We start from the raw sequence: 23,788 nt of genomic DNA, 5'->3' as shown, positions 1-23,788 counted from the left end.
GGAACCAGTCCCTCAGTTCGCCGACGGGTTGGCGGCGACGAAGTCGGCCACCGACTGGGGCTTGACGTGTGGGTACCGGTCGTTGTCCAGCTGGTCGAACTTGCCCTTGCCACTGACCATGCACCACTGGTACTGCAGCGCCACGTAGTCGAACGGGTTCTCGGCGACCGCCGCCTGCCGGGTGATCTCCGCCCGCAGGTCGTCGGCGCTGCCGAGGTGACGCAGTTGCAGGGTGCGGCCGGAGCCGCGCTGGACCGCCTCGTGGAACTCGCGCATCGAGACGACGTCACCGGCGAAGCGCAGGGTGCCGGTGGCCGACGGGTCGAGGGCGACGGCGGCGGTGTAGGCCGCGGTGTCGGCCACCGAGGTCAGGTCGAGCGGCTGGTCGGGGTCGCCCCAGTGGGACAGGGTGCCCTGCTCCCAGTCGACGATCCCCATGAAGCCGACCATCACCTCGTAGAAGGCCCCGTTGAGCACGGAAACCACCTCGATGCCGGTGCCGGTGCGCTCAGCGGCGGCCTTCCGGCGCCAGTCGATCATGAAGTTGTCGCCGTCGTCGAGCTTGTTGATGTCGATGGCGAAGTCGGACGGGATGAACCGCCGGGCACCGGCCTTCTCCGCGGCGCGCAGGAGGTTGGCCTGCCCGTCCACGATGACGTCGGGGCCGCCCTGCACCGCCGAGACCACGGTGGTGGCGTCGCCGATCGCCTCGGCCAGGCGCTCGGCCGGAGCGGTGATGTCACCCTCGACCAGCTCCACGTCGCCGGCCCCGGCGGTCAGGGAACGCTTCTTCTCGTCACTGGTCCCGGGCCGGACCAGCGCCCGGACGGACGCGCCCTGGTCGAGCAGGGCCCGGACGATCTGGCCGCCGAGCAGCCCGGTGGCACCGGCCACGAAGATCTTGGGGGAAGCGGACATGAGGTGTGAACTCCTTCGTGCTGAATGTTGACGTGGCCCCGCGGGTCCGCGGGGGTTTCGACCCGGTCAGGGGATGAGGAGCGTTTTGCCGACGGTGTCGCGGGCTTCGATCGCGGCGTGCGCGTCGGCTGCCCGCTCCAGTGGGAAACGCTGGCCGATGACCGGACGGATCTGGCCGGCCGCGGCCAGTTCCAGGACTTCGGTCGCCAGGTCGCGGGCCAGTTCGGGCCGGCTCCAGAGGGAACCGGCGCTGAACCCGGTCAGGGTCAGGCTCCGGCCGAGCAGTTCCATGGGCCGCACCTCCAGCGGGGTGCCGCTGGAGAAGCCGAACGTGATCTGGCGCCCCGCGCCCGGGGTGAGCAGCTCGAACGCGGCACGTCCGAGCGCTCCGCCGACGTGGTCGTACACGACGTCCACGGGACCGCCCACGGCGTCCCGGACGCGGGCCGTCCAGTGGGGGAGCGAGTAGTCCACCACGTGGTCGGCCCGCAGCTCGCCGAGCAGCGCGAGCTTGCGCTCCCCGCGAGCGGCCGCGACGACGGTGGCCCCGGCCCGCTTGAGCAGCTGCACCAGGATCGTGCCGACGGCGCCCGCGGCCGCCAGTACCAGGACCCGGTCACCGGCGGTCACGCGGGCCGCCCTGACCAGGCCCTGCGCGGTGACGCCGTACCGGTAGAGGGCGACGGCCTCGGGCAGCTCGACCCCGTCGCGCACCGGGACGAGGCTGTCGGCCGGGACGACGGCGGTCTCGGCGTACCCGCCCAGGCCGGTGGTGCTGGCCAGGACGCGGGCGCCGATCAGGCCGGTGTCGCCACCGGGACCGACCTCGGTGACCACTCCGGCGATCTCCTTGCCGAGGATCACCGGCAGCGGCGCGCCACCGAGAACGCCGCGCATGGTCCCGGCGCGGACCTGCGTCTCCAGGAACTGGATGCCGGCCGCGGCGACCTGCACCGCGACCTCGCCCGCGGCCGGTTCCGGCGTGGGCACGTCCGCGACGCGCAGCTGGGCGGGCGGCCCGAATTCGTGCAGCAGAACGGCACGCATGCGACTCACTTCCTTGATGTGCGAAAGTCGTGCGGGGTGTGTGGCGGACGGAAAGGGGCTCAGCGCCCTCTCTTGATCGCTTCGCTGAGCGCGCCGAGGCTCGCGGCCAGTTGCTCGACATCGGCCGCGTCCCAGTCCGCGAGCAGGGCGGCAACCGCGGCGGCGCGCGCCTTCCAGAGCTTGCCGATGGCGAGTTTCCCGGCCCGGGTGACGCTCACCAGCTGGGCGCGGGCGTCGGCCGGATCGGGTCGGCGCTCGATCAATCCGCGTGATTCCAGGCGTTTGGCCGGCGGGGAGAGGGTGGACTTGTCCACCTCCATCAGCTCCGCCAGGACCGACAGTCGCACCGGCGCGTGCAGCGACACCTGGGCCAGCAGGGTGTAGTCGCCCAGCGACAGGTCCAGCCCGGACGCGGCCATGATCTTGCGGCGGGTGGCCGGAGCGAACATCCAGTTGCCCACCGTGGCCAGGGCGGCCGCCACTCCGTCAACGGCCTCACGCTGGGGACGGGACAGGCCGTTGCCGGCCGCTACCTGGTCCATCCGCACACCCCATCCGAAAAGGTTGGTTTGACAAAACCAACTATACACGTCGGGCGAGTCGATGCAAGCGCATACATCTCGATGTGTCCCGCTGGACACGATCCGGCCCCGGCGCGCTGTCGGAAGATCGCGCCGGGGCCGGATTCGCCGTGCGTGGGGCGAGCGGTCAGCTCGCCTGCTGCGCCCACCACGCTCGCCCGTCCGCAGGAAGCGTGCGGATGGGGTCGTAGTAGGGGTAGTGGCGGCGCAACGCCTCCGGGTCGGAGTGCTCGATCCCGGTGCGGTAGTTCTTCGTCCAGTAGGAGATGCCGCGCTCCCGGTCGTACTCGGCGAGCTGGTGCACCCAGCGCTTGCCGACGTAGGGCACGTCGCAGACGATGCGCGGGGTGGCGTAGCCCGGCAGGTACCCCATGATGGCGTGCTGCAGCTCCTGCGCCTCCCACACCGCCAGGCGCCAGTGCTCGGCGTTGGGGATCATGTCGCACAGGTAGAAGTAGTACGGCAGGATGTTCGCCTCGCCCTGCAAGGCGAAGCAGAGGTCCAGCAGTGCCGCCGGGGTGGCGTTCACCCCACGCATCAGCACCCCCTGGTTGCGCACGTCCCGCACGCCGACCTCCAGCGCCGTCCGCGCCGCCTCGGCGACCAGCGGGGTCACCGACTGGACGTGGTTGACGTGCGTGTGGATCGCCAGGTTCACGCCGCGGCGCCGCGCCGTGCCGGCCACCCGCTCCAGCCCCTCGACGATCCGGGGCTGCAACCAGTGCTGCGGCAGCCCGGCCAGCGCCTTGGTGGCCAGCCTGATGTCCCGCACGGTCTCGATGTCCAGCAGCCGCATCAGGAACGACTCCAGCTGGTGCCACGGCACGTTCGCCACGTCACCGCCGGACACCACGACGTCCCGCACCCCGGGCGTACGGCGCAGGTAGTCGATCATCGCGTCCTGGCGGTCCACCGGCTTGAGGTCCAGCTTGTGCTTGACGACCTGGTCGGTCGAGTTGCCCACCAGGTCCATCCGCGTGCAGTGCCCGCAGTACTGGGGGCAGGTGGACAGCAGCTCCGCCAGCACCTTCGTGGGGTAGCGGTGGGTCAGGCCCTCCACCACCCACATCTCCGCCTCGTGCAGTGAGTCGCGCGCGGAGTGCGGGTGACTGGGCCAGTCCGGGTCGCGGTCGCTGCGCACCGGCAGCATGTAGCGGCGGACCGGGTCGGCGTAGAAGGCGTCGGTCGAGTCCACCGACATGGTGTTGAGCATCTGCGGCGGCACCAGCATCGACATCGTCGCCAGCTCGCGCTGGTCGGCGGCCAGGTCGTCGTAGAACCGCTCGCCGATGAGGTCGCCGAGCACCGCGCGCAGCTGCTTGATGTTGCGCACGCAGTGCACCCGCTGCCACTGCGCGTCCCGCCACTGCGCCTCGGTCACCTCCCGCCAGCCGGGGAAGCGGCGCCAGTCCGGTTCGACCAGCTCCGTACGGCGGTAGGCGTAGGGCTGTCCGGCGGCACCGGTGGTGCTCTCGGAGCTCTCGGCGGGGGAGACTTCCTGGATCGCAGTCATCTCTTCTCCTCGTCGGCCATCAGACGTCAAAATCTGCGGTGAAAGTGAGAATACGACGGAAAAGCTTTCGTCGCGACCCGATCGTGCACACTCGACACCGTGACCGACGACAGCACCACGCTCCTGCTCGGCGGGCGTATCCACTCGCCCAGCAACCCCGATGCCACCGCGATGGCCGTCACCGGCGGCACGATCGTCTGGGTCGGCCAGGACGGCCCAGGCCGCGCGCTGCACCCGGATGCGGAGATCCACGACCTCGACGGCGCGTTCGTCGCCCCCGGTTTCGTCGACGCCCACGTGCACGCCACCGCCACCGGCCTGCACCTGGCCGGGGTCGACCTCGGCGGGGTCACCGACGCCGCCGGGCTGCTGGCCGCGGTCCGGGGCGCCGCCCGCCCCGGTGAGGTTCTCGTCGCCCACGGCTGGGACGAGACCGCCTGGTCCGCGCCCCGGCTGCCCAGCCGCGCCGAGATCGACGAGGCCGCCGGCGGTGTGCCCGTCTACCTCAGCCGCGTCGACGTCCACTCCGCACTGGTGTCCACCGCCCTGGTGGACCTCGCGCCGACCGCGCGCGACGCCGCCGGGTGGTCGGCGGACGGCCCGCTGACCCGCGACGCCCACCACCACGTCCGCGCCGCCGTCCGGGCGGCGCTCACCCGCGAGCAGCGCCGCCGCGCTCAGCAGGCGTTCCTCCGGCTGGCCGCCGCACGCGGCATCGTCAGCGTCCACGAGTGCGCCGGCCCCGACATCTCCGGCGAGGAGGACCTCGCCGACCTGCTCGCCCTGGCCGCCGAACCCGGTCACCCCGAGGTCGTCGGCTACTGGGGCGAGCCCGGAGCCGTCGACGTCGCCCGCCGCCTCGGCCTGCGCGGCCTGGCCGGTGACCTGTTCGTCGACGGCGCCCTCGGCTCCCGCACCGCCGCGCTGGAGGAGCCCTACCTCGACGAGCCCGGCTCGGCCGGCGCCCGCTACCTCGACGCGGACGCCATCGCCGCGCACCTGGTCGCCTGCACCGAAGCCGGGCTCCAGGCCGGCTTCCACGTCATCGGCGACGCCGGCGTCGCCGAGGTCGTCCACGGCTTCCAGCTCGCCGAGAAGAGCGTGGGGCAACGCGCCCTCGCCGGTGGCCACCACCGCCTCGAACACCTCGAGATGATCGACGCCGACCAGGCCAGGGCACTGGCCGGCTGGGGCGTCACCGCATCGGTGCAGCCCCGGTTCGACGCCCTGTGGGGCGGGCCCGAGGGCATGTACGCCCAGCGGCTGGGCGCCGAACGGGCCGCGCGGATGAACCCGTTCGCGATGCTGGCCGCCGAAGGGGTCCTGCTCGCCTTCGGCTCCGACTGCCCGGTCACCCCGTTGCAGCCGTGGGAAGCCGTGCGCGCCGCCATCCACCACCGCACTCCCGGCTCCGGCCTGTCCGCGCGCGCCGCGTTCACCGCCCACACCCGCGGCGGGCACCGCGCCGCCGGTGTCCACGACGGCCGCACCGGCAGCCTGGTCCCCGGCGCCCCCGCCCACTACGCCATCTGGGATGCCGCCGACCTCGTCGTGGCCGCCCCCGACTCGCGGGTCCAGCGCTGGTCCACCGACCCGCGCTCCCGGGTGCCGGCGCTGCCGCCGCTCGACCCCGGCGCGCCACTGCCGACCTGCCTGCGGACCGTCCGCGCGGGTCAGGTGCTCTACGACGCGTTCACCTCCGCGGCCTAAGGTTGCTCGCATGGCAGCACCAGTGGCCCAGTCCGCCGCCCCCGCGGCGCCCCCCGCCCGGACGAAGCGGAACTGGCGGTCCTGGCTGCTGCGGCTCGCGCTCGCGGCGGCGTCGGGGTTCGTGTTCTACCTCAGCTTCGCGCCCCGCGACCTGTGGTGGCTGGCGCCGCTCGGGTTCGCCGGGCTCGGCGTCGCGCTGCGCGGGCGCCGGTTCTGGGGTGGCCTGGGCTACGGCTTCGTGTTCGGGCTCGGCCTGTACCTGCCGCTGCTGCTGTGGCTGCAGGACTTCCTCGGCCGCGGGTTCGGCCCCGCGCCGTGGGGCGCGCTGTCCGGCGCACTGGCCGCCTACCTCGGGCTGGCCGCTGCCTGCTGCACCGTCGTCGCGCGGCTGCCCGGCGGCCCGGTGTGGATGGCGATGGTCGTGATCGCCAGCGAAACGCCGCGCACCTGGTGGCCCCTCGGCGGGTTCCCCTGGGGGCGGGTCGCGTTCAGCCAGCCCGGGGGAGCGTTCACCCCGCTCGCCTCGATCGGCGGTGCGCCCTTGGTCGGGTTCGCCGTGGTCGTCACCGGGTTCGGCCTGGCCGCGCTGCTCGCCAGCGCCGCCCGCCGCGACCGGCGGGGGCTGCGGCTGCCCGTTGTCGCCACCGTCGTGCCGGTCGTCGCCGGACTGGCGCTGTGGCCCACGATCGGCACCGGCGCACAGGCCGGCACCCGCACGGTCGCGATCGTGCAGGGCAACGCGCCCGACGTCGGCCTCGACCTGATGAACGAAGCCCCCACCCTGCGCGCGAACCACTTGACGCAGAGCGAAGTGCTGGCCGGGCAGATCCGCACCGGCGCCGTGCCCGCCCCGGACCTGGTCGTCTGGCCGGAAACCGCCACCGACCTCACCGGAGCCGATCCCGCCGTGGACCAGGCGGTGCGCGACCTCGGCGTGCCCACCCTCATCGGTGCCCGGTACCGGGAACCCGGACAGCCCACGCAGAACACCGAGTTCGTGTGGACCCCGGTAACCGGCCGCGGCGCGAGCTACAGCAAACAAGAACTGGTGCCCTTCGCCGAGTTCGTCCCGGCCCGCGCGATCGCCCGCTGGTTCACCCCGTTCGTCGACGACACCGGCGACATGCGGGCCGGCACCGCACCCGCGGTGCTCGACGTCGCCGGCACCCGCGTGGCCGTGCCGATCTGCTACGAGATCGCCTACGACTACGTCCCCCGCGACGCGGTGCGCGACGGTGCCCAGCTGATCGTGCTGCCCACCAACAACGGCTGGTTCGGGCGCAGCGAGATGTCCTACCAGCAGCTGGCCATGGCCCGGCTGCGCGCCGTCGAGCACGGCCGCGCCGTGGTGGTGTCCTCGACCACCGGGGTCAGCGCGCTGGTCGAGCCGGACGGCACCGTGACGCAGTCGACCGGGCAGTTCACCCCCGCATCCCTGGTCGGCACCGTGCCGCTGCGCACGCAGGCTACGCTGTCGGATCGACTGGGGGCGTGGACGGAGTACGGGCTCGTCGTTGCGGCGGTCGCCGCGATCCTGACCGGGCTCCTGCTCCGTTCGCGCACCCGGGCGACGAGCACAACGGCGACCAGGGCGGGGTGATCACTCCGCGGGGGAGGAACAAGGGGATGGCGCACGCGCCACGGGTGGCCCGGCCGATCGATCCGGTGCTGGTGGTGGTCCCGACGTACAACGAACGGGACAACCTGCCGCTCATCCTCGACCGGCTGCAGCGGGTCTTACCCGCGGTGCACGCCCTCGTGGTCGACGACAACAGCCCGGACGGAACCGGCGAGCTGGGGGACAAGATCGCCGCCGGCGACGACCGCGTCCACGTGCTCCACCGCAGTGCGAAGGCCGGACTCGGCGCCGCCTACGTCGCCGGTTTCCGCTGGGGCCTGGCGCGCGACTACCGCACGATCGTCGAGATGGACGCCGACGGCTCGCACGCCCCCGAGGACCTGCCCCGCATGCTCGAGGCGCTCGGCGACACCGACCTGGTGCTCGGCTCGCGGTACGTGCCGGGCGGCAGCCTGGTGAACTGGCCCCGCCACCGGGAACTGCTCTCCCGCGGCGCCAACCTCTACGCGCGGCTCGCACTCGGGGTGCGGATCAAGGACGTCACCGCCGGGTTCCGCGCCTATCGTCGCGAGGTGCTGGAGAAGCTGCCACTGGAGGAGATCGCCTCCCGCGGTTACTGCTTCCAGATCGACCTCGCCTGGCGCACCGCCCGCGCCGGCTTCACCGTCGCCGAGGTGCCGATCACCTTCACCGAACGCGAGATCGGCCAGTCCAAGATGAGCGGCACCATCATCCGCGAGGCGCTGCTGCGCGTCGGCGTGTGGGGTGCCCGCTACCGGGCCGGTCAGGTGCGGGCGCTGCTGCGCCGCTGACTGATCACCGGCGGGGGATCGGGTGCCGACCAGACTCGGAACGAGAATCCGATCCGCTGGACGTCCCGGTCGAGGTGGCGGACTACCTGGCGGGCCAGCTCGGAATCGCTGATGTGTCGGTGGTCAAGGCTTACACCGAGCGGCAGCAGACGGCGGCGGACCGAGGCCGACACGCCCAGGCGTCGGGCGCGGCGGCGCGACCCACGCGCCGGGCTGCTGGCCGGGGCACCGCGAGGCGGGCTGAGCCTCGATGAGCAGGCACGGCGGCCGCCGATGCCCCGCTGATCCACTGTGGTGCGGAGTCCGACTGAAGCGCACGCCCGCAGAGCTCTTCAGCCGTCAGCACGAGACGCGTGGTGGTCACCCGGAGTGAGCAAGGTTTCGCCTCGTGGTGGCCGACGGGGACTGGGTCGTTGGGTCGTGTTCCCAGCGACCGGAGAAGAGGTCAGGCGTCGGAGCGGTCCCCGGCAAGGACGGGTTCCCGGCGCGCAGGCCGTCGAGGGCGATGGCGATCACGCGGCCACGGGCGTTGACCGCCGCGTCGGTGAGGTCGGTGCGGCCCTGCCGTTCGAGCTGGTCGACCAGGGGTGACTTGCCGAGTTGCTCGATCAGCAGTGCGATGTCCAGGGGTGTGGCGTCGCTCCTGAGGACTCCGGCGGCGTGCGCTCGAGCGACCAGTTCGGCCATCAGCTCCTCCGCACGCGTGAACTTGCGGGCCATCTCGTCGCTGATGGCGATCGTGCCCGCCAGCGATCCGAGCGAACCTCCGCTGAACTCGACGGCGGTCGTCGCGTAGTGGACGAGCCCCTCCCAGGGATCGTCGTGCCGGAGCCCTTGTTCGGCGGCGTCGATCCACTGGTCGAGGGACAGCGCGCACATGTGCTGGAACAGCTCGTCCTTGGTGCGGTAGCGACGGTAGACAGTGGCGATCCCCACTCCGGCTTCGGCCGCGACCTTCGCCATCGACGCATGTGCGCCGTCCCTGGATAGGACCTTCTTCGCGGCTTCCAACAGGGCCCGATCATTGCGTTCGGCCTCGGCGTGCCGCGCGGCTTTGCGTGCCATGGCGCCAGTCTAGCGCTCAAACGAAGTGGTTCTATCCGTTATAGTGCAGATCAAACGAGAGGGTTTCTATCCGTTTGGAGGACTCATGCGTGCCGTGGTGATGGAGGAGTTCGGCGGGCCGGAGGTGCTGCGGATACGCGAGGTCCCCGACCCTGAGCCCCAACCCGGACAGGTGGTGGTCGCGGTGGCCTACGCCAGCATCACCTTCGTCGAGACGCAGGTGCGGTCGGGCCGCGGGCCGTTCAGCAGGCCCGGTCTGCCGCGTGTGCCGGGCAACGGCGTGGGCGGGCGCGTCGTCGCGGTCGGTTCCGGCGTGGATCCGGTGCTGGTGGGGACGATCGTGGTCACCACGACCGGCGGTGAGGGCGGTTACGCCGAGCTGGCGACGGCTCGGGCTCAAGACCTCGTTCCGGTTCCGGAGGGGGTGGCGCTCGGGGACGCTGTCGCGCTGCTCGCCGACGGACGCACCGCGTTGTGGCTGTATCGGCAGGCGAACGTGCACCGCGACGAGCACGTGCTGGTGGAAGCAGCGGCCGGCGGTGTGGGCAGCCTGCTGGTGCAGCTCGCCTCAGCCGACGGGGCCCGCGTCATCGGCGCGGCCCGGGGCGCGTGGAAGGCGGAACCGGTCATGGGCCTGGGAGCCGCCGCCGTTGTCGACTACTCCCGGCCGGGCTGGCTGGACCGGGTCCGCGCCGTCACCGGGGGCAGAGGTCTCGACCTGGTCTTCGACGGCGTCGGCGGGGCCGTCGGCACCCAGGCCGTTCGGGCGCTGCGCGACGGCGGACGTGTCAGCGTGTACGGGATGGCGAGCGGGACGGACGCCGAGCACGATCCGGCCGAACTGCGCGCCCGCTCGATCGAGGTCATCGGCCTCACCTCCGCGCCGAGCCCCGCCGAGGCCCGCGCCCTCATCGCCGATGCGCTGGACATGAACGCCGCCGGAACGTTGCGGCCGCTCATCGGGCAGACCTTCCGCCTGGACCAGGCCGCCGCGGCACAACGCGCGATCGAGGCCCGCACCACACTGGGCAAGACACTGCTGACCGTCGACAACCCGCGGGAGGGGTGACGTGCCCGCTCCTCAGCCGACGGCCACCGCCGGGCGCCGTGAATGGATCGCACTAGCCGTACTGGGCGTTCCGGCCGTGCTGGTCATGATGAACATGTCGATGCTTTACCTGGCACTGCCCGGCCTCAGCGCGGACCTGGACCCGACGGGCCCGCAACTGCTGTGGATCATCGATGTCTACGGCTTCATGGTCGCCGGTTTCCTCGTCACCCTGGGAACACTCGGCGACCGGCTCGGACACCGCCGTGTCCTGGTGGCCGGCGCGGTGGCCTTCACCATCGCCTCGGTCCTGGCCGCCTTCGCGCCCGGAGCCGCATGGCTCGTCGCGGCGCGCGCCGTTCAGGGGATCGCCGCCGCATGCCTGGCACCCTCCTCGCTGTCGCTGATTCGCACGATGTTCCGCGATGAGCGGCAGCGCACCCTCGCCATCACGATCTGGATGCTGAGCTTCATGGGCGGCGGGGCGCTCGGCCCGCTGATCGGCGGAGTGCTCCTGGAGTACTTCTGGTGGGGCTCGATGTTCCTGACCGCCGTCCCGACCATGGTGGTACTGCTGGTCTGCGCACCGTTCCTGCTGCCCGAGACACCCCGCTCCGGCGCGGCACGGCCGGACGCCGCCAGCGTCGCGCTGTCACTGGTGACGCCGCTGGTGGCCGTGTACGCGATCAAGGAGCTCGCCGTGCAGGGCTTGAGCCTGCCGGGTCTCGGCACGCTGGCGGTGGGGGTGCTGGCGGGAGTGTTCTTCGCACGCCGCCAGCGGCAGCTGTCCGTCCCGTTCCTGGATCTCGGTCTCTTCCACGTGCCCGCCTTCGCCGTGGCGGCCGGTGGCATGACGCTGGTGGGGTTCCTGCTGTTCGGGACGAGCCTGCTCACCTCGCAGTACCTGCAACTGGTCCTCGGCTTCAGCCCCCTGCAGGCCGGATTGTGGCAACTGCCCTCGGCGGTGTTCAGCACCGTGACTGCTCTGGTGGTCTCCGGCCTCGCCGTACGTTTCCGGCCCGCCGTGCTGATGAGCGCCGGAGCGGCCCTGGCGATCCTCGGCCCGGTCCTGCTCACCCAGGTGAACCGGGGCCCGCTGGTCCTGGTGGGCGGCTCGGTCGTGCTGTTCGCCGGGCTGACGCCGTTCATGTCCCTGGGAAGCGGCCTGATCTTGAACTCCGCGCCGCCCGAACGCGCCGGAGCCGCGTCGGCGATCTCCGAGACCGGCGCGGAACTCGGCGGTGCTCTCGGCATCGCCGTGCTGGGCAGTGTGGCCACCGCCGTCTACGGGCGTCACCTGACCGAGCACCTGCCCGCGGACGTCCCCACCGACATCGTGACGACCGCCCGCGAAACGCTGCCGGCCGCACTGGAGGTGGCGAGCCGTCTTCCCCATGAGCTAGGCGTCACGTTGACCGAGGCCGCTCGGGACGCCTTCGCGCACAGCCTGCACATTCACGCGATCATCCTCATCCCGCTCCTGGCGGTCCTCGCCATCCTGACCATCACGTTCTGCCGCGAACCCGCGCAGCGGGACGGGACCCCTTCCGCCCACACCGAATGAAGGGAGCACCGTCAATGCGAGCCGAGGTCTACTTCGATGTCTTGTGTCCCTGGTGCTACATCGGAAAGCGACGGCTCACCGCTGCACTGCGCGGCGCTCCCGGAGCCGAGCTCCTCTGGCGCAGCCGCGAGCTCGACCCGGAGGGCTCGTCGGTTCCCGGGCCAACAGCGGCCGAAGTCATCAGCGCCCACCAGCCCGACCGCGCGCAGGCCGCCGCCCGCGTCGCCCGGATCCAGGTCCTGGGCGCCGCCGAGGGCCTGACGCTGAATCTGGACAAGGCCAGGCCGGTCAACTCCTTCGACGCCCATCGGCTGGTCCAGCTGGCTGCCTCGTGCGGCCTGGCCGATCAAGTCCTCGAACGACTCATGCACGGCTATCACACCGAAGGACGCAACATCGCCGACCCCGATGTGCTGCAGACCCTTGCCACCGAAGCCGGACTGGATCCCACGCAGACCGGCAAACTCCTGCACAGCGACGCGTTCGCCGACGCCGTCCGCGCTGACGAACGCCGAGCTGACGAACGCGGCATCCGTGGCGTACCCACGCTCGTGGTCGAAACAGGCATACGGGCGTCGGCAATCCAGGATGTCGCGGCGCTGACCAGGCTTCTGAGGGGCGAACGCTGAATGGCTGTGAGCTCGTTCGGGTTGGACCGCGCACTACCGCACCGAACTGAAGATTGATCAGACCCCACGCATCGGCCACGTCAGCCCCATCGGTCCGCCAGCGCCGATTTCGTTCCGATGCTCGTCAACCCCCGGGATCGCCACCGCCACGACCCGGCAGCGGCTGAGCACGCGACCGTAGGCGCCGGGAGGCCGCCCGCGGACAGCGGAAGGCCCCCGTGGCGGGAGGACACGGGGGCCTTCGGTCGTGGGAGGGTCGAAGCGTTACGCCGACTTCGACGTACGCCGTCCCTTCAGCTCAGCGAGACGCTCGTTCAGCAGTTCCTCGAGCTCGGGAATGCTCCGCCGCTCGAGCAGCATGTCCCAGTGCGTACGCGGCGGCTTGACCTTCTTCTGCTCGGGCTGCGCGCCATCGACGATCTCGGACTCGCTGCCGTGCAGGCGGCACTCCCACACCGAGGGGATCTCGGCGTCGTCGGAGAAGGGCACCTCGAACTCGTGGTTCTTCGGACACGCGTACCGCACCGTACGGCGCGGGGCCAGATCGTGATTGCGGTCGGTCTCGTAGCTGACCGCTCCCAGCCGGCTTCCACGGAGAACACGGTCGGCCATGATGACGTCCTTTCAGTCGGCTCCGGGTCTAGAGCCAGGGTGATGCTCACCCTATGCAACGGATTCTGGCAACTGGGAATTCCCATCGCACCATGTCGTCGCTCACGATGAGCTGGCTCACCCCTCGGCAACAGCTTCCTCTGTTGGGAGGGGATTCGCGGCGCGACGTGACGCGGATGGCGCGTTCTTCTGGGCATATTCCCCCATGCGGGGGAGCGGCTGAGCCGTTCAGGTCAGCCGCAGCTGCCCGTGCCGGGCTGCTGCCGGCCCCAGATCGCCCAGCCGGAAATGGCGGCGACATAGTACTTGATAACGGATAGTAGCCGGTTCCGTATCCGAGGGTGGCGAATTTGTCTTTTCAACTACCCCCGAAAAGGTATCGGCGACGGCCACCGTGTCCCCCTCGCGGAGGACCTCACCGCCGGCCACCCGGGCGTTGAACCGGCCCGGCGCGCCACACCAGCACAGCACCTCCACCTGCACCGGCTGCAGCTCGTCGGCCAGTTCGAACAACCGCCGCGCCCCGGGGAACAGCCGGCTGCGGAAATCGGTGGCGATGCCGAAGCAGTACACGTCCAGCGCCACCTCGTCCGCCAGCTCGGCCAGCTGCTCGACCTGCGCCGCGGACAGGAACTGCGCCTCGTCCACGATCAGGTAGTCCAGGTGCCGCCCGGCGACCCACTGATGGCGGATCAGCTGACGCAGGTCGGTGTCCTCGCCCACCTCGGTCGCCCGGCGCGTGATCCCGATCCGGCTGCTGATCCGCGGCTCACCCGAGCGGTCGTGGCGCACCAGCAGCAACCCGCGCCGTCCCTGCCGCGCGTGGTTGTGGTCGATCTGCAGCGCCAGCGTGGACTTCCCGCAGTCCATCGGGCCGTAGCAGAACCGCAGCCTGCCCCGCACCGGCGTGCCCGTCGCGTTGCGCGAGGGCAGTGGGGACAGGGCGTCGGTCGGGTCCGGGTCGGAATCACCAAGGGTGGTCACGACGGACGACCCTATCCAGCCACGTCCGGAGCTCCCTTGATCGGGTGAAAACAGCGCAGGTCCAGCCACGGCTACCGATCACGGGGGAGTAGTGCGATCTGTCCGGTTCTCCCGCATCTCCCGCAGGTCCGCCAGCGTGTCGCGGCAGCCGCCGGTGGGTGGTACATGTGATTCTGCTGGGTTTGCTGTGAAAGTTGTGATCAATGAGGTGCGAACTTACTGTGCGGGCATGAGCAGGCACCGATGGAGACCCTCGGCCCGCGGGGGAGCCGGACTCGTGCTCGCGGTGCTCCTGGCACTGGGTGCCGAGCTGGTCGCCGCCACACCCGCGGGCGCCGACCCGAGCGCCGCGACCTGGCTGAAGCTGCGCATGTGCGAATCCAGCAACCGCTACACGACAAACACCGGCAACGGCTACTACGGCGCCTACCAGTTCGACCTGCCCACCTGGCGCAGCGTCGGCGGCCAGGGCCGCCCCGACCTCGCCGCCCCCGTCGAGCAGGACTACCGCGCGCTGTACCTCTACCGGATGCGCGGCTGGCAGCCCTGGGAGTGCGCCGGCATGCTCGGCCTGCGCGAGGACAAGGACGCCCGCAGCAAGCGGGTGCCCACCTACGCCGAGAGCGCCTACATCGGCGGCGGCCACGCCCCGGCCCCGGCGCCCGTCGCAGTGCCCGTCGCGGTGCCCGCCTGGCCCGGCGTCGTCTACGCCTACGGCGACTGCGCCGAGGCACTGAAGGTCTTCCAGCTGCGCATGAACGCCTTCGGCTACGGCTTCACCGGCACCGGCTGCTACTACGACAAGACCCGCCAGGCCGTGCTCGACCTGCAACGCGCCAACGGCATCAACGACTCCGGGCGCCTGGGCCCCAAGACGTGGAAAGCCGCCTGGTCGGGCACCCGGCCGCGGTGACGGCCGCCGCTACTTGGCGGGCGGCCACGCGCCCCGCGCGGCCAGCACCTCGCGCAGCACGTCCGGCCGGTCGGTCACGATGCCGTGCACGCCCAGGTCGAGCAGCCGTTCCATGTGAGCCCGGTTGTTGATCGTCCACGCGTGCACCTCGGCACCGGCGCGCTCGGCGCTGCGCACGAACCTGGTGTCGATGACCGTCATCGCGCCCTGCCGGGACGGCACCTGGGCCATCTCACCCCGCTGCCGGAAGTCCCGTCGCACCCACGGCAGCCAGCCGCGGGCCCACAGCACCGCGGCCGACCGCGGGCCCATCGACGTGATCAGCTTCGGGCCGGCCAGCTTGCGGATCGCCGCCAGCCGCGCATCGGAGAACGCCGCCGCCGCGACCCGGTCGAAGGCGCCCATCCGCTCGATGGCGCGCACGAACGGCACGATCGCCCGGCTGGTCTTGACGTCGATGTTGAACCGGATCTCGGGGAGTTCTTCCAGCACGTCCTCCAGCCGGGGCACCGGGGTGCGGCCACCGATCTTGGCCTGCCGCACCGCCGACCACGTCTGCTTGGCGATCGGACCGTGCCGGTCGGTGGTGCGGTCGAGCAGGGCGTCGTGGTGCACCACGACCACGCCGTCGGCGGTGGTGTGCACGTCGGTCTCCACGTAGGCGTAGCCCTCGGCGGCCGCGCGCTGGAAGGACGGCAGTGAGTTCTCCAGCCCGTCGAGGTCGTCCAGGTGCCACCCGCGGTGGGCGAACGCGCGAGGCCGGGTGCCGCTCAGGTACGGGTGGTTGATCTGCACCCCACCAGTCTGCGGTATCGGCGTGGCCGCGGCATGAGTTCGGGGTGGCCGGTTAGGGTCTGCTGCGTGAGCGCACAGGTGGACCAGGTCGCGACGTCCCGTGACGTGCCGCCGCACCGGCGGCAGGCCGCCGTCCTGCACTGCGGGTGGTGTGGCCGGCGGATCGAGCAGGGGAGCACCGGCCGGCGGCGGCGCTACTGCGGCCAGTCCTGCCGGCAGCGAGCCTATGAACGGCGCCTCGCCGTCCAGCGCGGTGGGCTGCCCGAGAACGCCGTCGTGCTGTCCGACGCCGAGCTGACCGCACTGCAGGACCGCCTGTTCCAGCTGCGCTGCGCCGCCGAGGACGTGGTCACCGCCGCCGACGACGGAGCCGACGGCGGCGAGCTCCGCCGGATGGCCCTCGAACTGGCCGAGGCCGCCCGCGAGCTGGAACGGCTGCGCTGACCCCGGCGCCGGCCGTCACGGCGGGTAGCGCGGGGTGGTGGTTGCCGCGAACCCGTGCCGCCGCGGCGACCGGTGTGGCACGATTCCGCGGGTGACCGCTAGTTCCGCCGGAGCAGCGCGGCTGCGCGACCTCGCCCTGCTGCGCCGCGTGCGCGACCGCATCGACCGGGAGTACGCGCAGCCGCTGGACGTCGAAGCGCTCGCCCGCGGCGTGAACATGTCCGCCGGGCACCTCAGCCGGGAGTTCAAACGGGCCTTCGGCGAGTCGCCCTACTCCTACCTGATGACCCGCCGCATCGAACGGGCCATGGCACTGCTGCGCCGCGGCGACCTGAGTGTCACCGAGGTCTGCTTCGCCGTCGGCTCCTCGTCCCTGGGCACCTTCAGCACCCGCTTCACCGAGCTGGTCGGCATGCCACCCAGCGCCTACCGCGCCCAGGCCGCGAACGCCACCGCCGGCATGCCCCCGTGCGTCGCGAAGCAGGTCACCAGACCGATCAGGAATCGAGAAGCGTGGCCGCCCGCCCGGAAATAGTGTGACCGGTATGGACATCACCATTCACTCGAGCTTCCTGCCGCACAACGACCACGACACCGCCATCGCCTTCTACCGCGACGTCCTCGGCTTCGAGGTGCGCAACGACGTCGGCTTCAACGGCATGCACTGGATCACCGTCGGCCCGCCCGGCCAGAACACCTCCATCGTGCTGTACCCGCCGGAAGCCACACCCGGCCTGACCGACGACGAACGCAAGGCCATCACCGAGATGATGGCCAAGGGCACCTTCGGCTCGCTGCTGCTCGCCTCCAAGGACCTCGACGGCACCTTCGAGCGGCTGCAGGCCACCGACGCCGAGGTCGTCCAGGAGCCGACCGAGCAGCCCTACGGGGTGCGCGACTGCGCCTTCCGCGACCCGGCGGGCAACATGATCCGCATCCAGGAACTGCGCTGACCCGCGACGCTGGTGGTGGCCCGCCCGCCGCCACCAGCGCCCGACCTGACAGGGAGTCCCGATGACCAAGGCCGCGAAGGCCGGCACCCGGCCCGCGTCCCACGCCGCCGACAGCCACGACCTGATCCGCGTGCACGGCGCCCGTGAGAACAACCTCAAGGACGTCAGCGTCGAGCTGCCCAAGCGGCGGCTGACGGTGTTCACCGGCGTGTCGGGTTCGGGCAAGAGCTCGCTGGTGTTCGGCACGATCGCGGCGGAGTCGCAGCGGCTGATCAACGAGACCTACAGCGCCTTCGTGCAGGGCTTCATGCCGACCCTCGGCAGGCCCGACGTCGACGTCCTCGACGGGCTGACCACCGCGATCATCGTCGACCAGGAACGGATGGGCGCCAACCCGCGGTCCACCGTCGGCACCGCCACCGACGCCAACGCGATGCTGCGCATCCTGTTCAGCCGCCTCGGCGAGCCGCACATCGGCTCACCCCAGGCGTTCTCCTTCAACGTCGCCTCGATCAGCGGCGCGGGCGCGGTCACCACCGAACGCGGCGGCCGGACCGTGAAGGAGCGCCGCAGCTTCACCATCACCGGCGGCATGTGCCTGCGTTGCGAGGGCATGGGCCGGGTCTCCGACATCGACCTGACCCAGCTCTACGACGACAGCAAATCGCTCAACGACGGCGCGCTCAAGATCCCCGGCTACAGCATGGACGGCTGGTACGGCCGCATCTTCACCGGCTGTGGCTTCTTCGACCCGGACAAGCCGATCCGCAAGTTCACCAAGCGCGAACTGACCGACCTGCTCTACAAGGAACCCACCAAGATCAAGGTGGACGGCATCAACCTCACCTACGAGGGCTTGGTTCCGAAGATCCAGAAGTCGATGCTGTCCAAGGACGCCGACGCGCTGCAGCCGCACATCCGCGCCTTCGTCGAGCGCGCGGTCACCTTCGCCACCTGCCCCGAGTGCGAGGGCACCCGCCTCACCGCCGAGGCCCGCTCCTCCAAGATCGACGGCATCAGCATCGCCGACGCCTGCGCCATGCAGATCAGCGACCTCGCCGAATGGGTCAAGGGCCTGGACGAACCGTCGGTCGCCCCGCTGCTGGCGTCGCTGCAGCACACCCTCGACTCGTTCGTCGAGATCGGGCTCGGCTACCTCAGCCTGGACCGTCCATCCGGGACACTCTCCGGCGGTGAGGCGCAGCGCACCAAGATGATCCGCCACCTCGGATCGTCGCTCACCGACGTGACCTACGTGTTCGACGAACCGAGCATCGGGCTGCACCCGCACGACATCCAGCGGATGAACAACCTGCTGCTGCAACTGCGCGACAAGGGCAACACCGTCCTGGTCGTCGAGCACAAGCCGGAAACCATCGGGATCGCCGATCACGTCGTCGACCTCGGCCCGGGCGCGGGCAGCGGGGGCGGTCAGGTGGTGTACGAGGGCACGGTCGAGGGGCTGCGCGCCAGCGGCACCCTCACCGGACGGCACCTCGACGACCGCGCCACGCTCAAGCCTTCGGTGCGCACGCCGACCGGGAAGCTGGAGATCCGGGGCGCGAACACCCACAACCTGCGCGACGTCGACGTGGACATCCCGCTCGGCGTGCTGGTCGTCGTCACCGGCGTCGCCGGTTCGGGCAAGAGCTCGCTGATCCACGGGTCGGTGTCCGGCCGGGACGGCGTGGTGACGGTCGACCAGGGCACGATCAAGGGGTCGCGGCGCAGCAACCCGGCGACCTACACCGGGCTGCTCGAGCCGATCCGCAAGGCGTTCGCCAAGGCCAACGGCGTCAAGCCGGCGTTGTTCAGCGCGAACTCCGAGGGGGCCTGCCCGGCCTGCAACGGCGCCGGCGTCATCTACACCGACCTGGCGATGATGGCGGGCGTGGCCACCACCTGCGAAGAGTGCGAGGGCAAGCGGTTCCAGGCCGAGGTGCTGGAGTACAAGCTCGGCGGCCGGGACATCAGCGAGGTGCTCGCCATGCCGGTCGCCGAGGCACAGGCGTTCTTCGGTGACGGCGAGGCGAAGGTGCCGGCGGCCCACAAGATCCTCACCCATCTGGCGGACGTCGGGCTCGGGTACCTGACGCTGGGCCAGCCGCTGACGACGCTGTCCGGTGGTGAGCGGCAGCGGCTGAAGCTGGCCACCCACATGGGGGAGAAGGGCGGGGTGTACGTCCTCGACGAGCCGACGACGGGTCTGCACCTGGCCGACGTCGAGCAGCTGCTGGCGTTGCTGGACCGGCTGGTGGACTCGGGCAAATCGGTCATCGTGATCGAGCACCACCAGGCGGTGATGGCCCACGCGGACTGGATCATCGACCTCGGACCCGGCGCCGGCCACGACGGCGGCCGGATCGTGTTCGAAGGAACACCGGCCGACCTGGTCTCCGCGCGCGCCACGCTGACCGGTGAGCACCTCGCCGCCTACGTCAGCTGAAACGTCACGTGACGTTTTCCGGGTGGCCTGGGCCACCCGGAAAACCGACGATCGGGCGACCTCGCTGCGGCGGGCGAGGCTGATTCCGGCCGTGCGGCACGTCGTGCGGGCCAGGAGCCGGGCTGGACGGGTGCTCGCCGTCAAGCCCGCCGGAACGGTCATCCGCGCCGGCAGGCCGCGCTGCGAATGTGGGCGCGGTCGCTACCTACCGATCCGCCGGCTACCAGCGGCTTTCCGGGGTCCAAGGCCGCCGCCAGGTCGTCTGACCGATGCGCCGATAATGCACATTATGTCAAGTAGGGCGGCGGCCTACTCCTCGAAGCGGTTGGTGCCGCTGCCCTTCCGGCTCGCCCACGTGAAGTGTTCGGTGAGGCTCCACCGCCCGTCGGGCAGCCGGGTCACCTCGCCCGCCGACCGGCCGCTGTCGACGGTTCCGTCGGCCTGCACCTGCAGGTAGTGGAACCGGACCTGTGCGCCGTCGACGGTGCCGGCCAGCCAGCCGTCGGTGATACCGCCGCCGCCGTAGCGCGCGGTGATCGCGTCATCGCGCTGCTCGAAGCAGAACACGGTCTCCGGGCCCAGGGCGGAGTTGTCCGCCGTCGCCACGGTGCGCAACACGACGCCGTCGAGGCCCTCGGTGCGCGACAGGCGATCGAGCACCTGCCGGACCTCCCCAGCCGCGGGTTCGGGAACCCCGTAGTAGTCGAAGATCCCGCCACGGTCGCTGTCCTGCCCGCAGATCACGAACAACCCGCTCCCGGTCGACGCCTTGACCCGGGACGCCAGCCAGCCGACGAACCCGCTGTCGTCGGCACCGCGTGGGAGCACCACGCGGAACACGGCGAACCGCTCCCCGACGCCGGTGGCCGGACAGAGGGCGCTCGGCCGCCCCTCGTCGCGGATGAGCGCGATCGCGTCCGCGCGACGGGCCGCGTCGGCGCCTTCGACGAAGGTCCACGCTCCGTCCAGCCACTCGATGGCGGACGTGCGGAACACCCCGCGCAGCCGGGCTTCGGTCTGGGCGCCCGCTTCCCGGGAGATCGACACCATGAGTGGCAGCCTGGCACGAGGAGAACTAATGAGTCAACCCATTAGTTTGCTAGAGTCCGGACCATGGCCGAGCCCCTGGCCCTGGCGTTCGCCAACACCCGGTCCTCCCGGGAGCGGGACCGCATCGCGACCCTCGAGCGGTTCCGCGCCTGGGCCCGGCCGTGGCCCGTCCTGGCCGCTTGCGCGGCCGAGCTGCGGTCGGACCATCTGCCGGACGTCCTCGCACGCCGGGACGCCACCCAGCTCGTCCTGCACCGCATCGCGGCCGGCGAGCCGCCACCGGCGGCGGAACTCGACCTCGCCACCGGTCCCGGCCTCTCCCCTGCCGGCTTCCTGATACGGCCCGCGCCCGGCGGCGTCGCACTGGACGGAACCGGCCCGGAGGCCGTGCAGCACCTGCTCGGCCGGGCGCTCGTCGATTTCCTCCTCGGTCAGCAGGCCGAGCAGCTGCGACGCTGCCAGGGCGAGGGCTGCCACAAGGTCTTCGTCTCCGCCCGCGCGCACCGCCGCTGGTGCGACAGCCGGATCTGCGGCAACCGCGCCCGCGTCGCCGCCCACGCCCGGCGGCACGGTTGAGCATCGTGCCCGGGTAGGGGCGGCGCCGGAGGCCAGCAGGAGCAGACCACGGCCGTTGGACGCCCGCCCGTGGGGTCACCGCTCAGCTGGGTCTCCCCCGCACCGGGCTCCACGAGCGGTCACCACGGCCCGCGGAACGCTGACCGCGACGACGGAGTCCGGCCGGAGTGTCGGGCTGTGCCCGGCTTGTGACCCTCGGGCATTCCGCCTCGCCACCCACGAACGTGAATGCCCCGGACCGGGCACAGCCGCCCTCGCCGGTGCCGGGCGAGTTAGGAGATTTTCGAGGCGATTCCCTCCGCCGCGGAGCGTTCGATGGCGGCAAGGAGCCGGTGGTGGCGCAGCGCAGTCTCGAAACTGGGGTGTGGCTGCCGGTCTTCGGCGATGGCCCGGGCGACCTCCTGGTAGAGGGCCGCGATGTTGGCCGGTGGGCCGGACCGGACGCCGGCGGGGACGGTGCGGTAGGTGCCGGGCAGGGCTAGGACGTCATCTCCGATTCTGATGTCCCAGTCGCCCCAGTGAATGTACGTCCCGGGCCGGGCCGGGGTGGCGGTCAGCGTTGCGTCACTGCCGACGAGCTTGAGCAGGAACGCATCCTGGATGGGACCGTTGCCGCCGTGCACGGCGATGGATGCGGTCGCGCCGCCGGCCAGCAACCCGTGTACCAGCACGTGGCTGGATGTGGCATTGGGTACGGTGCGCTCCGTGCCGGAGACCAGCACGTGGTCGTGCGTCCGGGGCAGCCGTGCCGAGACCTCGGCCAAGGGGCCCGCGACCCGTTCGAGCGTGGCCAGGAAGTGACCGGCCATGATGGTCAGGATGTTGGTTCCCTCCGAGGGGTCGAGGCCGAACACCAGTTCCGGCGAGATTTGACTGCCGCCCCAGGGTGCGCCCTCCGCCACCAGCGCGACCGATTCGAGCGTGCCGATCCGGCCAGCGGCCAGGAGGTCGGCGGCGAAGCGGGCGCTCGGCGAGTGGTGCCCCTGGAGGACGACCGCGTGGACGACGCCAGCGGTCGCGGCGGCCTCGGCCAGCTCGCTCGCTTGGTCGGCGTCGACACCCAACGGCCACTCGGACACGACGTGCTTGCCGGCCTTGAGCGCGGCCTTGATCACAGCGGCATGTCCGGATGCCTTCACCGAGACGACGACCAGGTCGACCTCGGGGTGCGCCACGAGCTCACCCGCGTCGGCGAAGGCGTGCCGGACGCCATGCGCTGCGGCCGCCCGGTCCGCGCTGGCCTGATTGGTGGTCGCGACCGCGGTCACCTCGAAGGCTTCAAGCGCAGCGAGTGCGGGCAGGTGCGAGCCGTCCGCCCAACCGCTGGCCCCGACAACTCCGACTCGGATCATGTGACACCCCTTAATTATGTACCCTTCGGTATGAAACTAAAGCAGCGCGGGATGCGGGCGCAAGAGGTAATCTACCGATAGGTATAAAACTCGTTCCATGATCAGGGAGGACGGCATGCCCGGCGGACGTCCACGCTCGTTCGACGCCGACGCCGCGCTCGACCGCGCGCTGGAGGTGTTCTGGCAGCACGGCTACGAGGGCACTTCGCTCACCGACCTGACCGCCGCGATGGGCATCAACAAGCCCAGCCTCTACGCCGCCTTCGGCAACAAGGAGGAGCTGTTCGCCAAGGTCCTGGCCCGCTACCTCGACGGCCCCGGCGCCTACACTGCCGACGCCCTGGACGCGCCGACCGGCCGTGAGGTCGTCAAGCAGCTGATCCACGGAGCCGTGGGCCTGACCGCGGGCCAGAACACGCCCCAGGGCTGCCTGTGCGTCAGCAGCGTGCACGCCCGCGGCCCCGAAGCGCACACCGTGCGCCAAGACGCCATCGCGGTGCGGAAGGCGGGTGAGGCAGCGCTGCGCAGGCGGCTGGAGCGGGCCACGGATCTGCCCTCCCGCTATGAACCGGCCGCCCTGGCGGCCCTCGTCCAGACGATCTCCGACGGCATCGCCGTCCAGGCGGCAGCTGGCCGCAGCCACGACGAGCTGCGGCAGATCGCCGACCTGGCGCTGCGCGCCCTGCTGGACTGAAACCCTCGGACCGCCGCCGCGTCCCACCCGAAGCCCCTTGCTGTGCGCGCGGAACCATCAGGGCCCCAGGGTCAGGGCGCAGTAGCGGCTCACCGCCCTCAGGGGTGGCCAACTCTCCTCGGATGGGAACCCGCTGCCCATCCGAGGAGAGGAACGTGCCGTGTTGAAGATCGGGGCCACAGGCGCTGGCGGTGATCGATGACCGCCAAGGGAGCTGGGTGGTGACGCGCATGCACTCGTGTGGTTCTCTCCGCGCTCCGGCGGCTCTGCCCCGGACCGTGTGCTGCGCCGGCGGCCTGATCGCGGTCACCACCCCGCAGACGGCTCCCGCAGGGAGGTCTCCGGAATGCCGGAACGCAAATCCGCCGAACGATCCGCCACGCCACCGCCATCCCCACCCTGATGGGCAGTATCGGTGCCTCCTCCGACGAGGTGTTGTGGGTGATCGACGGGTACCTGCTCGTCTTCTCGGTGCTGCTGGTCACGACCGGGTGGCTGGGAGA

General features: G+C 71.2%; 23 protein-coding genes. 13 read left to right on the top strand and 10 right to left on the bottom strand.

From position 1 onward, the window contains the following. Positions 1 to 12: 12 nt before the first annotated feature. The 4 genes from FHX45_RS02040 to FHX45_RS02025 form a co-directional block, all read right to left on the bottom strand. Positions 13 to 918, bottom strand: coding sequence for an NmrA family NAD(P)-binding protein (locus FHX45_RS02040; RefSeq protein ID WP_167096331.1), 906 nt, complete (start codon positions 916 to 918; stop codon positions 13 to 15). A gap of 66 nt (positions 919 to 984) precedes the next feature. Beyond that, positions 985 to 1,965 (bottom strand): zinc-binding dehydrogenase, encoded by a 981-nt coding sequence (locus FHX45_RS02035; RefSeq protein ID WP_167096330.1) that lies wholly within the window; start codon positions 1,963 to 1,965, stop codon positions 985 to 987. Positions 1,966 to 2,024: 59 nt separating this feature from the next. Further along, the gene (locus tag FHX45_RS02030) at positions 2,025 to 2,507 is read right to left on the bottom strand and encodes a MarR family winged helix-turn-helix transcriptional regulator (RefSeq protein ID WP_167096329.1); all 483 of its coding nucleotides are present in this window, start codon (positions 2,505 to 2,507) and stop codon (positions 2,025 to 2,027) included. A gap of 166 nt (positions 2,508 to 2,673) precedes the next feature. Next, positions 2,674 to 4,059 carry a KamA family radical SAM protein gene (locus tag FHX45_RS02025; RefSeq protein WP_167096328.1) on the bottom strand — a complete coding sequence of 462 codons (1,386 nt, stop codon included), beginning with the start codon at positions 4,057 to 4,059 and terminating at the stop codon, positions 2,674 to 2,676. Between the two features lie 99 nt (positions 4,060 to 4,158). Between FHX45_RS02025 and FHX45_RS02020 the strand changes: the two genes are divergently transcribed. From FHX45_RS02020 to FHX45_RS02010, 3 genes are read left to right on the top strand one after another with little or no spacing between them, the layout of a single operon-like run. Continuing rightward, positions 4,159 to 5,769 (top strand): amidohydrolase family protein, encoded by a 1,611-nt coding sequence (locus FHX45_RS02020; protein ID WP_167096327.1) that lies wholly within the window; start codon positions 4,159 to 4,161, stop codon positions 5,767 to 5,769. Between the two features lie 10 nt (positions 5,770 to 5,779). Further along, entirely contained in the window at positions 5,780 to 7,369 is a 1,590-nt protein-coding gene (gene lnt / locus FHX45_RS02015; protein WP_167096326.1) for an apolipoprotein N-acyltransferase, read from the top strand. 26 nt (positions 7,370 to 7,395) lie between these two features. Continuing rightward, the gene (locus FHX45_RS02010) at positions 7,396 to 8,160 is read left to right on the top strand and encodes a polyprenol monophosphomannose synthase (protein WP_167096325.1); all 765 of its coding nucleotides are present in this window, start codon (positions 7,396 to 7,398) and stop codon (positions 8,158 to 8,160) included. Between the two features lie 360 nt (positions 8,161 to 8,520). On the opposite strand, the gene FHX45_RS02005 is transcribed toward FHX45_RS02010, so the two are convergent. After that, the gene (locus tag FHX45_RS02005; RefSeq protein ID WP_167096324.1) at positions 8,521 to 9,225 is read right to left on the bottom strand and encodes a TetR/AcrR family transcriptional regulator; all 705 of its coding nucleotides are present in this window, start codon (positions 9,223 to 9,225) and stop codon (positions 8,521 to 8,523) included. An 85-nt stretch (positions 9,226 to 9,310) separates the two neighbouring features. Here FHX45_RS02005 and FHX45_RS02000 point away from each other — a divergent pair, with 85 nt between their 5' ends. From FHX45_RS02000 to FHX45_RS01990, 3 genes are read left to right on the top strand one after another with little or no spacing between them, the layout of a single operon-like run. Beyond that, positions 9,311 to 10,294, top strand: a complete 984-nt coding sequence (locus FHX45_RS02000; RefSeq protein WP_167096323.1) for a zinc-binding dehydrogenase — start codon at positions 9,311 to 9,313, stop codon at positions 10,292 to 10,294. Position 10,295: 1 nt separating this feature from the next. After that, a complete protein-coding gene (locus FHX45_RS01995) occupies positions 10,296 to 11,837 on the top strand; it encodes an MFS transporter (protein WP_341771307.1) in 1,542 nt (513 codons plus the stop codon). A 14-nt stretch (positions 11,838 to 11,851) separates the two neighbouring features. Beyond that, positions 11,852 to 12,466, top strand: coding sequence for a DsbA family oxidoreductase (locus FHX45_RS01990; protein ID WP_167096322.1), 615 nt, complete (start codon positions 11,852 to 11,854; stop codon positions 12,464 to 12,466). Between the two features lie 264 nt (positions 12,467 to 12,730). Here FHX45_RS01990 and FHX45_RS01985 read toward each other — a convergent pair whose 3' ends face one another. Both FHX45_RS01985 and FHX45_RS01980 read right to left on the bottom strand, forming a co-directional pair. Next, entirely contained in the window at positions 12,731 to 13,078 is a 348-nt protein-coding gene (locus FHX45_RS01985) for an RNA polymerase-binding protein RbpA (protein ID WP_017982421.1), read from the bottom strand. A gap of 228 nt (positions 13,079 to 13,306) precedes the next feature. Continuing rightward, positions 13,307 to 14,062, bottom strand: a complete 756-nt coding sequence (locus FHX45_RS01980; protein ID WP_167096321.1) for a thymidine kinase — start codon at positions 14,060 to 14,062, stop codon at positions 13,307 to 13,309. 229 nt (positions 14,063 to 14,291) lie between these two features. Between FHX45_RS01980 and FHX45_RS01975 the strand changes: the two genes are divergently transcribed. Then, the gene (locus tag FHX45_RS01975; protein WP_167096320.1) at positions 14,292 to 14,975 is read left to right on the top strand and encodes a transglycosylase family protein; all 684 of its coding nucleotides are present in this window, start codon (positions 14,292 to 14,294) and stop codon (positions 14,973 to 14,975) included. Between the two features lie 9 nt (positions 14,976 to 14,984). Here the strand turns inward: FHX45_RS01975 and FHX45_RS01970 are convergent, their stop codons facing one another. Then, positions 14,985 to 15,770: a glycerophosphodiester phosphodiesterase family protein gene (locus FHX45_RS01970; RefSeq protein ID WP_167096319.1), complete on the bottom strand. Its 786-nt coding sequence runs from the start codon at positions 15,768 to 15,770 to the stop codon at positions 14,985 to 14,987. Between the two features lie 66 nt (positions 15,771 to 15,836). Here FHX45_RS01970 and FHX45_RS01965 point away from each other — a divergent pair, with 66 nt between their 5' ends. The 4 genes from FHX45_RS01965 (at position 15,837) to FHX45_RS01950 (ending at position 19,613) form a co-directional block, all read left to right on the top strand. Then, a complete protein-coding gene (locus FHX45_RS01965; RefSeq protein WP_424923785.1) occupies positions 15,837 to 16,214 on the top strand; it encodes a hypothetical protein in 378 nt (125 codons plus the stop codon). Between the two features lie 91 nt (positions 16,215 to 16,305). Next, positions 16,306 to 16,749 (top strand): helix-turn-helix domain-containing protein, encoded by a 444-nt coding sequence (locus FHX45_RS01960; RefSeq protein ID WP_167096318.1) that lies wholly within the window; start codon positions 16,306 to 16,308, stop codon positions 16,747 to 16,749. Between the two features lie 10 nt (positions 16,750 to 16,759). Then, complete coding sequence (locus tag FHX45_RS01955) at positions 16,760 to 17,167, top strand: VOC family protein (protein ID WP_167096317.1); 408 nt, start codon at positions 16,760 to 16,762, stop codon at positions 17,165 to 17,167. 61 nt (positions 17,168 to 17,228) lie between these two features. Beyond that, positions 17,229 to 19,613, top strand: coding sequence for an ATP-binding cassette domain-containing protein (locus FHX45_RS01950; protein ID WP_167096316.1), 2,385 nt, complete (start codon positions 17,229 to 17,231; stop codon positions 19,611 to 19,613). A gap of 309 nt (positions 19,614 to 19,922) precedes the next feature. Here the strand turns inward: FHX45_RS01950 and FHX45_RS01945 are convergent, their stop codons facing one another. Beyond that, positions 19,923 to 20,663, bottom strand: a complete 741-nt coding sequence (locus FHX45_RS01945) for a DUF6196 family protein (protein WP_167096315.1) — start codon at positions 20,661 to 20,663, stop codon at positions 19,923 to 19,925. A 63-nt stretch (positions 20,664 to 20,726) separates the two neighbouring features. On the opposite strand from FHX45_RS01945, the gene FHX45_RS01940 reads away from it, so the two are divergent. Beyond that, the gene (locus tag FHX45_RS01940; protein ID WP_167096314.1) at positions 20,727 to 21,239 is read left to right on the top strand and encodes a CGNR zinc finger domain-containing protein; all 513 of its coding nucleotides are present in this window, start codon (positions 20,727 to 20,729) and stop codon (positions 21,237 to 21,239) included. A gap of 272 nt (positions 21,240 to 21,511) precedes the next feature. On the opposite strand, the gene FHX45_RS01935 is transcribed toward FHX45_RS01940, so the two are convergent. Continuing rightward, positions 21,512 to 22,591 (bottom strand): Gfo/Idh/MocA family protein, encoded by a 1,080-nt coding sequence (locus FHX45_RS01935; RefSeq protein ID WP_167096313.1) that lies wholly within the window; start codon positions 22,589 to 22,591, stop codon positions 21,512 to 21,514. A 97-nt stretch (positions 22,592 to 22,688) separates the two neighbouring features. On the opposite strand from FHX45_RS01935, the gene FHX45_RS01930 reads away from it, so the two are divergent. Next, the gene (locus FHX45_RS01930; protein ID WP_208405769.1) at positions 22,689 to 23,285 is read left to right on the top strand and encodes a TetR/AcrR family transcriptional regulator; all 597 of its coding nucleotides are present in this window, start codon (positions 22,689 to 22,691) and stop codon (positions 23,283 to 23,285) included. Positions 23,286 to 23,788: the final 503 nt, after the last annotated feature.

The sequence above is a fragment of the Amycolatopsis granulosa genome, assembly GCF_011758745.1.
GTDB lineage: Bacteria > Actinomycetota > Actinomycetes > Mycobacteriales > Pseudonocardiaceae > Amycolatopsis_E > Amycolatopsis_E granulosa.
This window is presented reverse-complemented; position numbering and strand designations above follow the sequence as displayed.

What these genes read in the sequence shown, in the direction of transcription:
- FHX45_RS01985 (WP_017982421.1), bottom strand. Translation starts at nt 13,078, where the DNA reads ATGGCCGACCGTGTTCTCCGTGGAAGCCGGCTGGGAGCGGTCAGCTAC.
- FHX45_RS02010 (WP_167096325.1), top strand. Translation starts at nt 7,396, where the DNA reads ATGGCGCACGCGCCACGGGTGGCCCGGCCGATCGATCCGGTGCTGGTG.
- FHX45_RS02040 (WP_167096331.1), bottom strand. Translation starts at nt 918, where the DNA reads ATGTCCGCTTCCCCCAAGATCTTCGTGGCCGGTGCCACCGGGCTGCTC.
- FHX45_RS01975 (WP_167096320.1), top strand. Translation starts at nt 14,292, where the DNA reads ATGAGCAGGCACCGATGGAGACCCTCGGCCCGCGGGGGAGCCGGACTC.
- FHX45_RS01935 (WP_167096313.1), bottom strand. Translation starts at nt 22,591, where the DNA reads ATGATCCGAGTCGGAGTTGTCGGGGCCAGCGGTTGGGCGGACGGCTCG.
- FHX45_RS02000 (WP_167096323.1), top strand. Translation starts at nt 9,311, where the DNA reads ATGCGTGCCGTGGTGATGGAGGAGTTCGGCGGGCCGGAGGTGCTGCGG.
- FHX45_RS02025 (WP_167096328.1), bottom strand. Translation starts at nt 4,059, where the DNA reads ATGACTGCGATCCAGGAAGTCTCCCCCGCCGAGAGCTCCGAGAGCACC.
- FHX45_RS01930 (WP_208405769.1), top strand. Translation starts at nt 22,689, where the DNA reads ATGATCAGGGAGGACGGCATGCCCGGCGGACGTCCACGCTCGTTCGAC.
- FHX45_RS01950 (WP_167096316.1), top strand. Translation starts at nt 17,229, where the DNA reads ATGACCAAGGCCGCGAAGGCCGGCACCCGGCCCGCGTCCCACGCCGCC.
- FHX45_RS01945 (WP_167096315.1), bottom strand. Translation starts at nt 20,663, where the DNA reads ATGGTGTCGATCTCCCGGGAAGCGGGCGCCCAGACCGAAGCCCGGCTG.
- FHX45_RS02030 (WP_167096329.1), bottom strand. Translation starts at nt 2,507, where the DNA reads ATGGACCAGGTAGCGGCCGGCAACGGCCTGTCCCGTCCCCAGCGTGAG.
- FHX45_RS01955 (WP_167096317.1), top strand. Translation starts at nt 16,760, where the DNA reads ATGGACATCACCATTCACTCGAGCTTCCTGCCGCACAACGACCACGAC.
- FHX45_RS01990 (WP_167096322.1), top strand. Translation starts at nt 11,852, where the DNA reads ATGCGAGCCGAGGTCTACTTCGATGTCTTGTGTCCCTGGTGCTACATC.
- FHX45_RS02005 (WP_167096324.1), bottom strand. Translation starts at nt 9,225, where the DNA reads ATGGCACGCAAAGCCGCGCGGCACGCCGAGGCCGAACGCAATGATCGG.
- lnt (WP_167096326.1), top strand. Translation starts at nt 5,780, where the DNA reads ATGGCAGCACCAGTGGCCCAGTCCGCCGCCCCCGCGGCGCCCCCCGCC.
- FHX45_RS01940 (WP_167096314.1), top strand. Translation starts at nt 20,727, where the DNA reads ATGGCCGAGCCCCTGGCCCTGGCGTTCGCCAACACCCGGTCCTCCCGG.
- FHX45_RS02035 (WP_167096330.1), bottom strand. Translation starts at nt 1,965, where the DNA reads ATGCGTGCCGTTCTGCTGCACGAATTCGGGCCGCCCGCCCAGCTGCGC.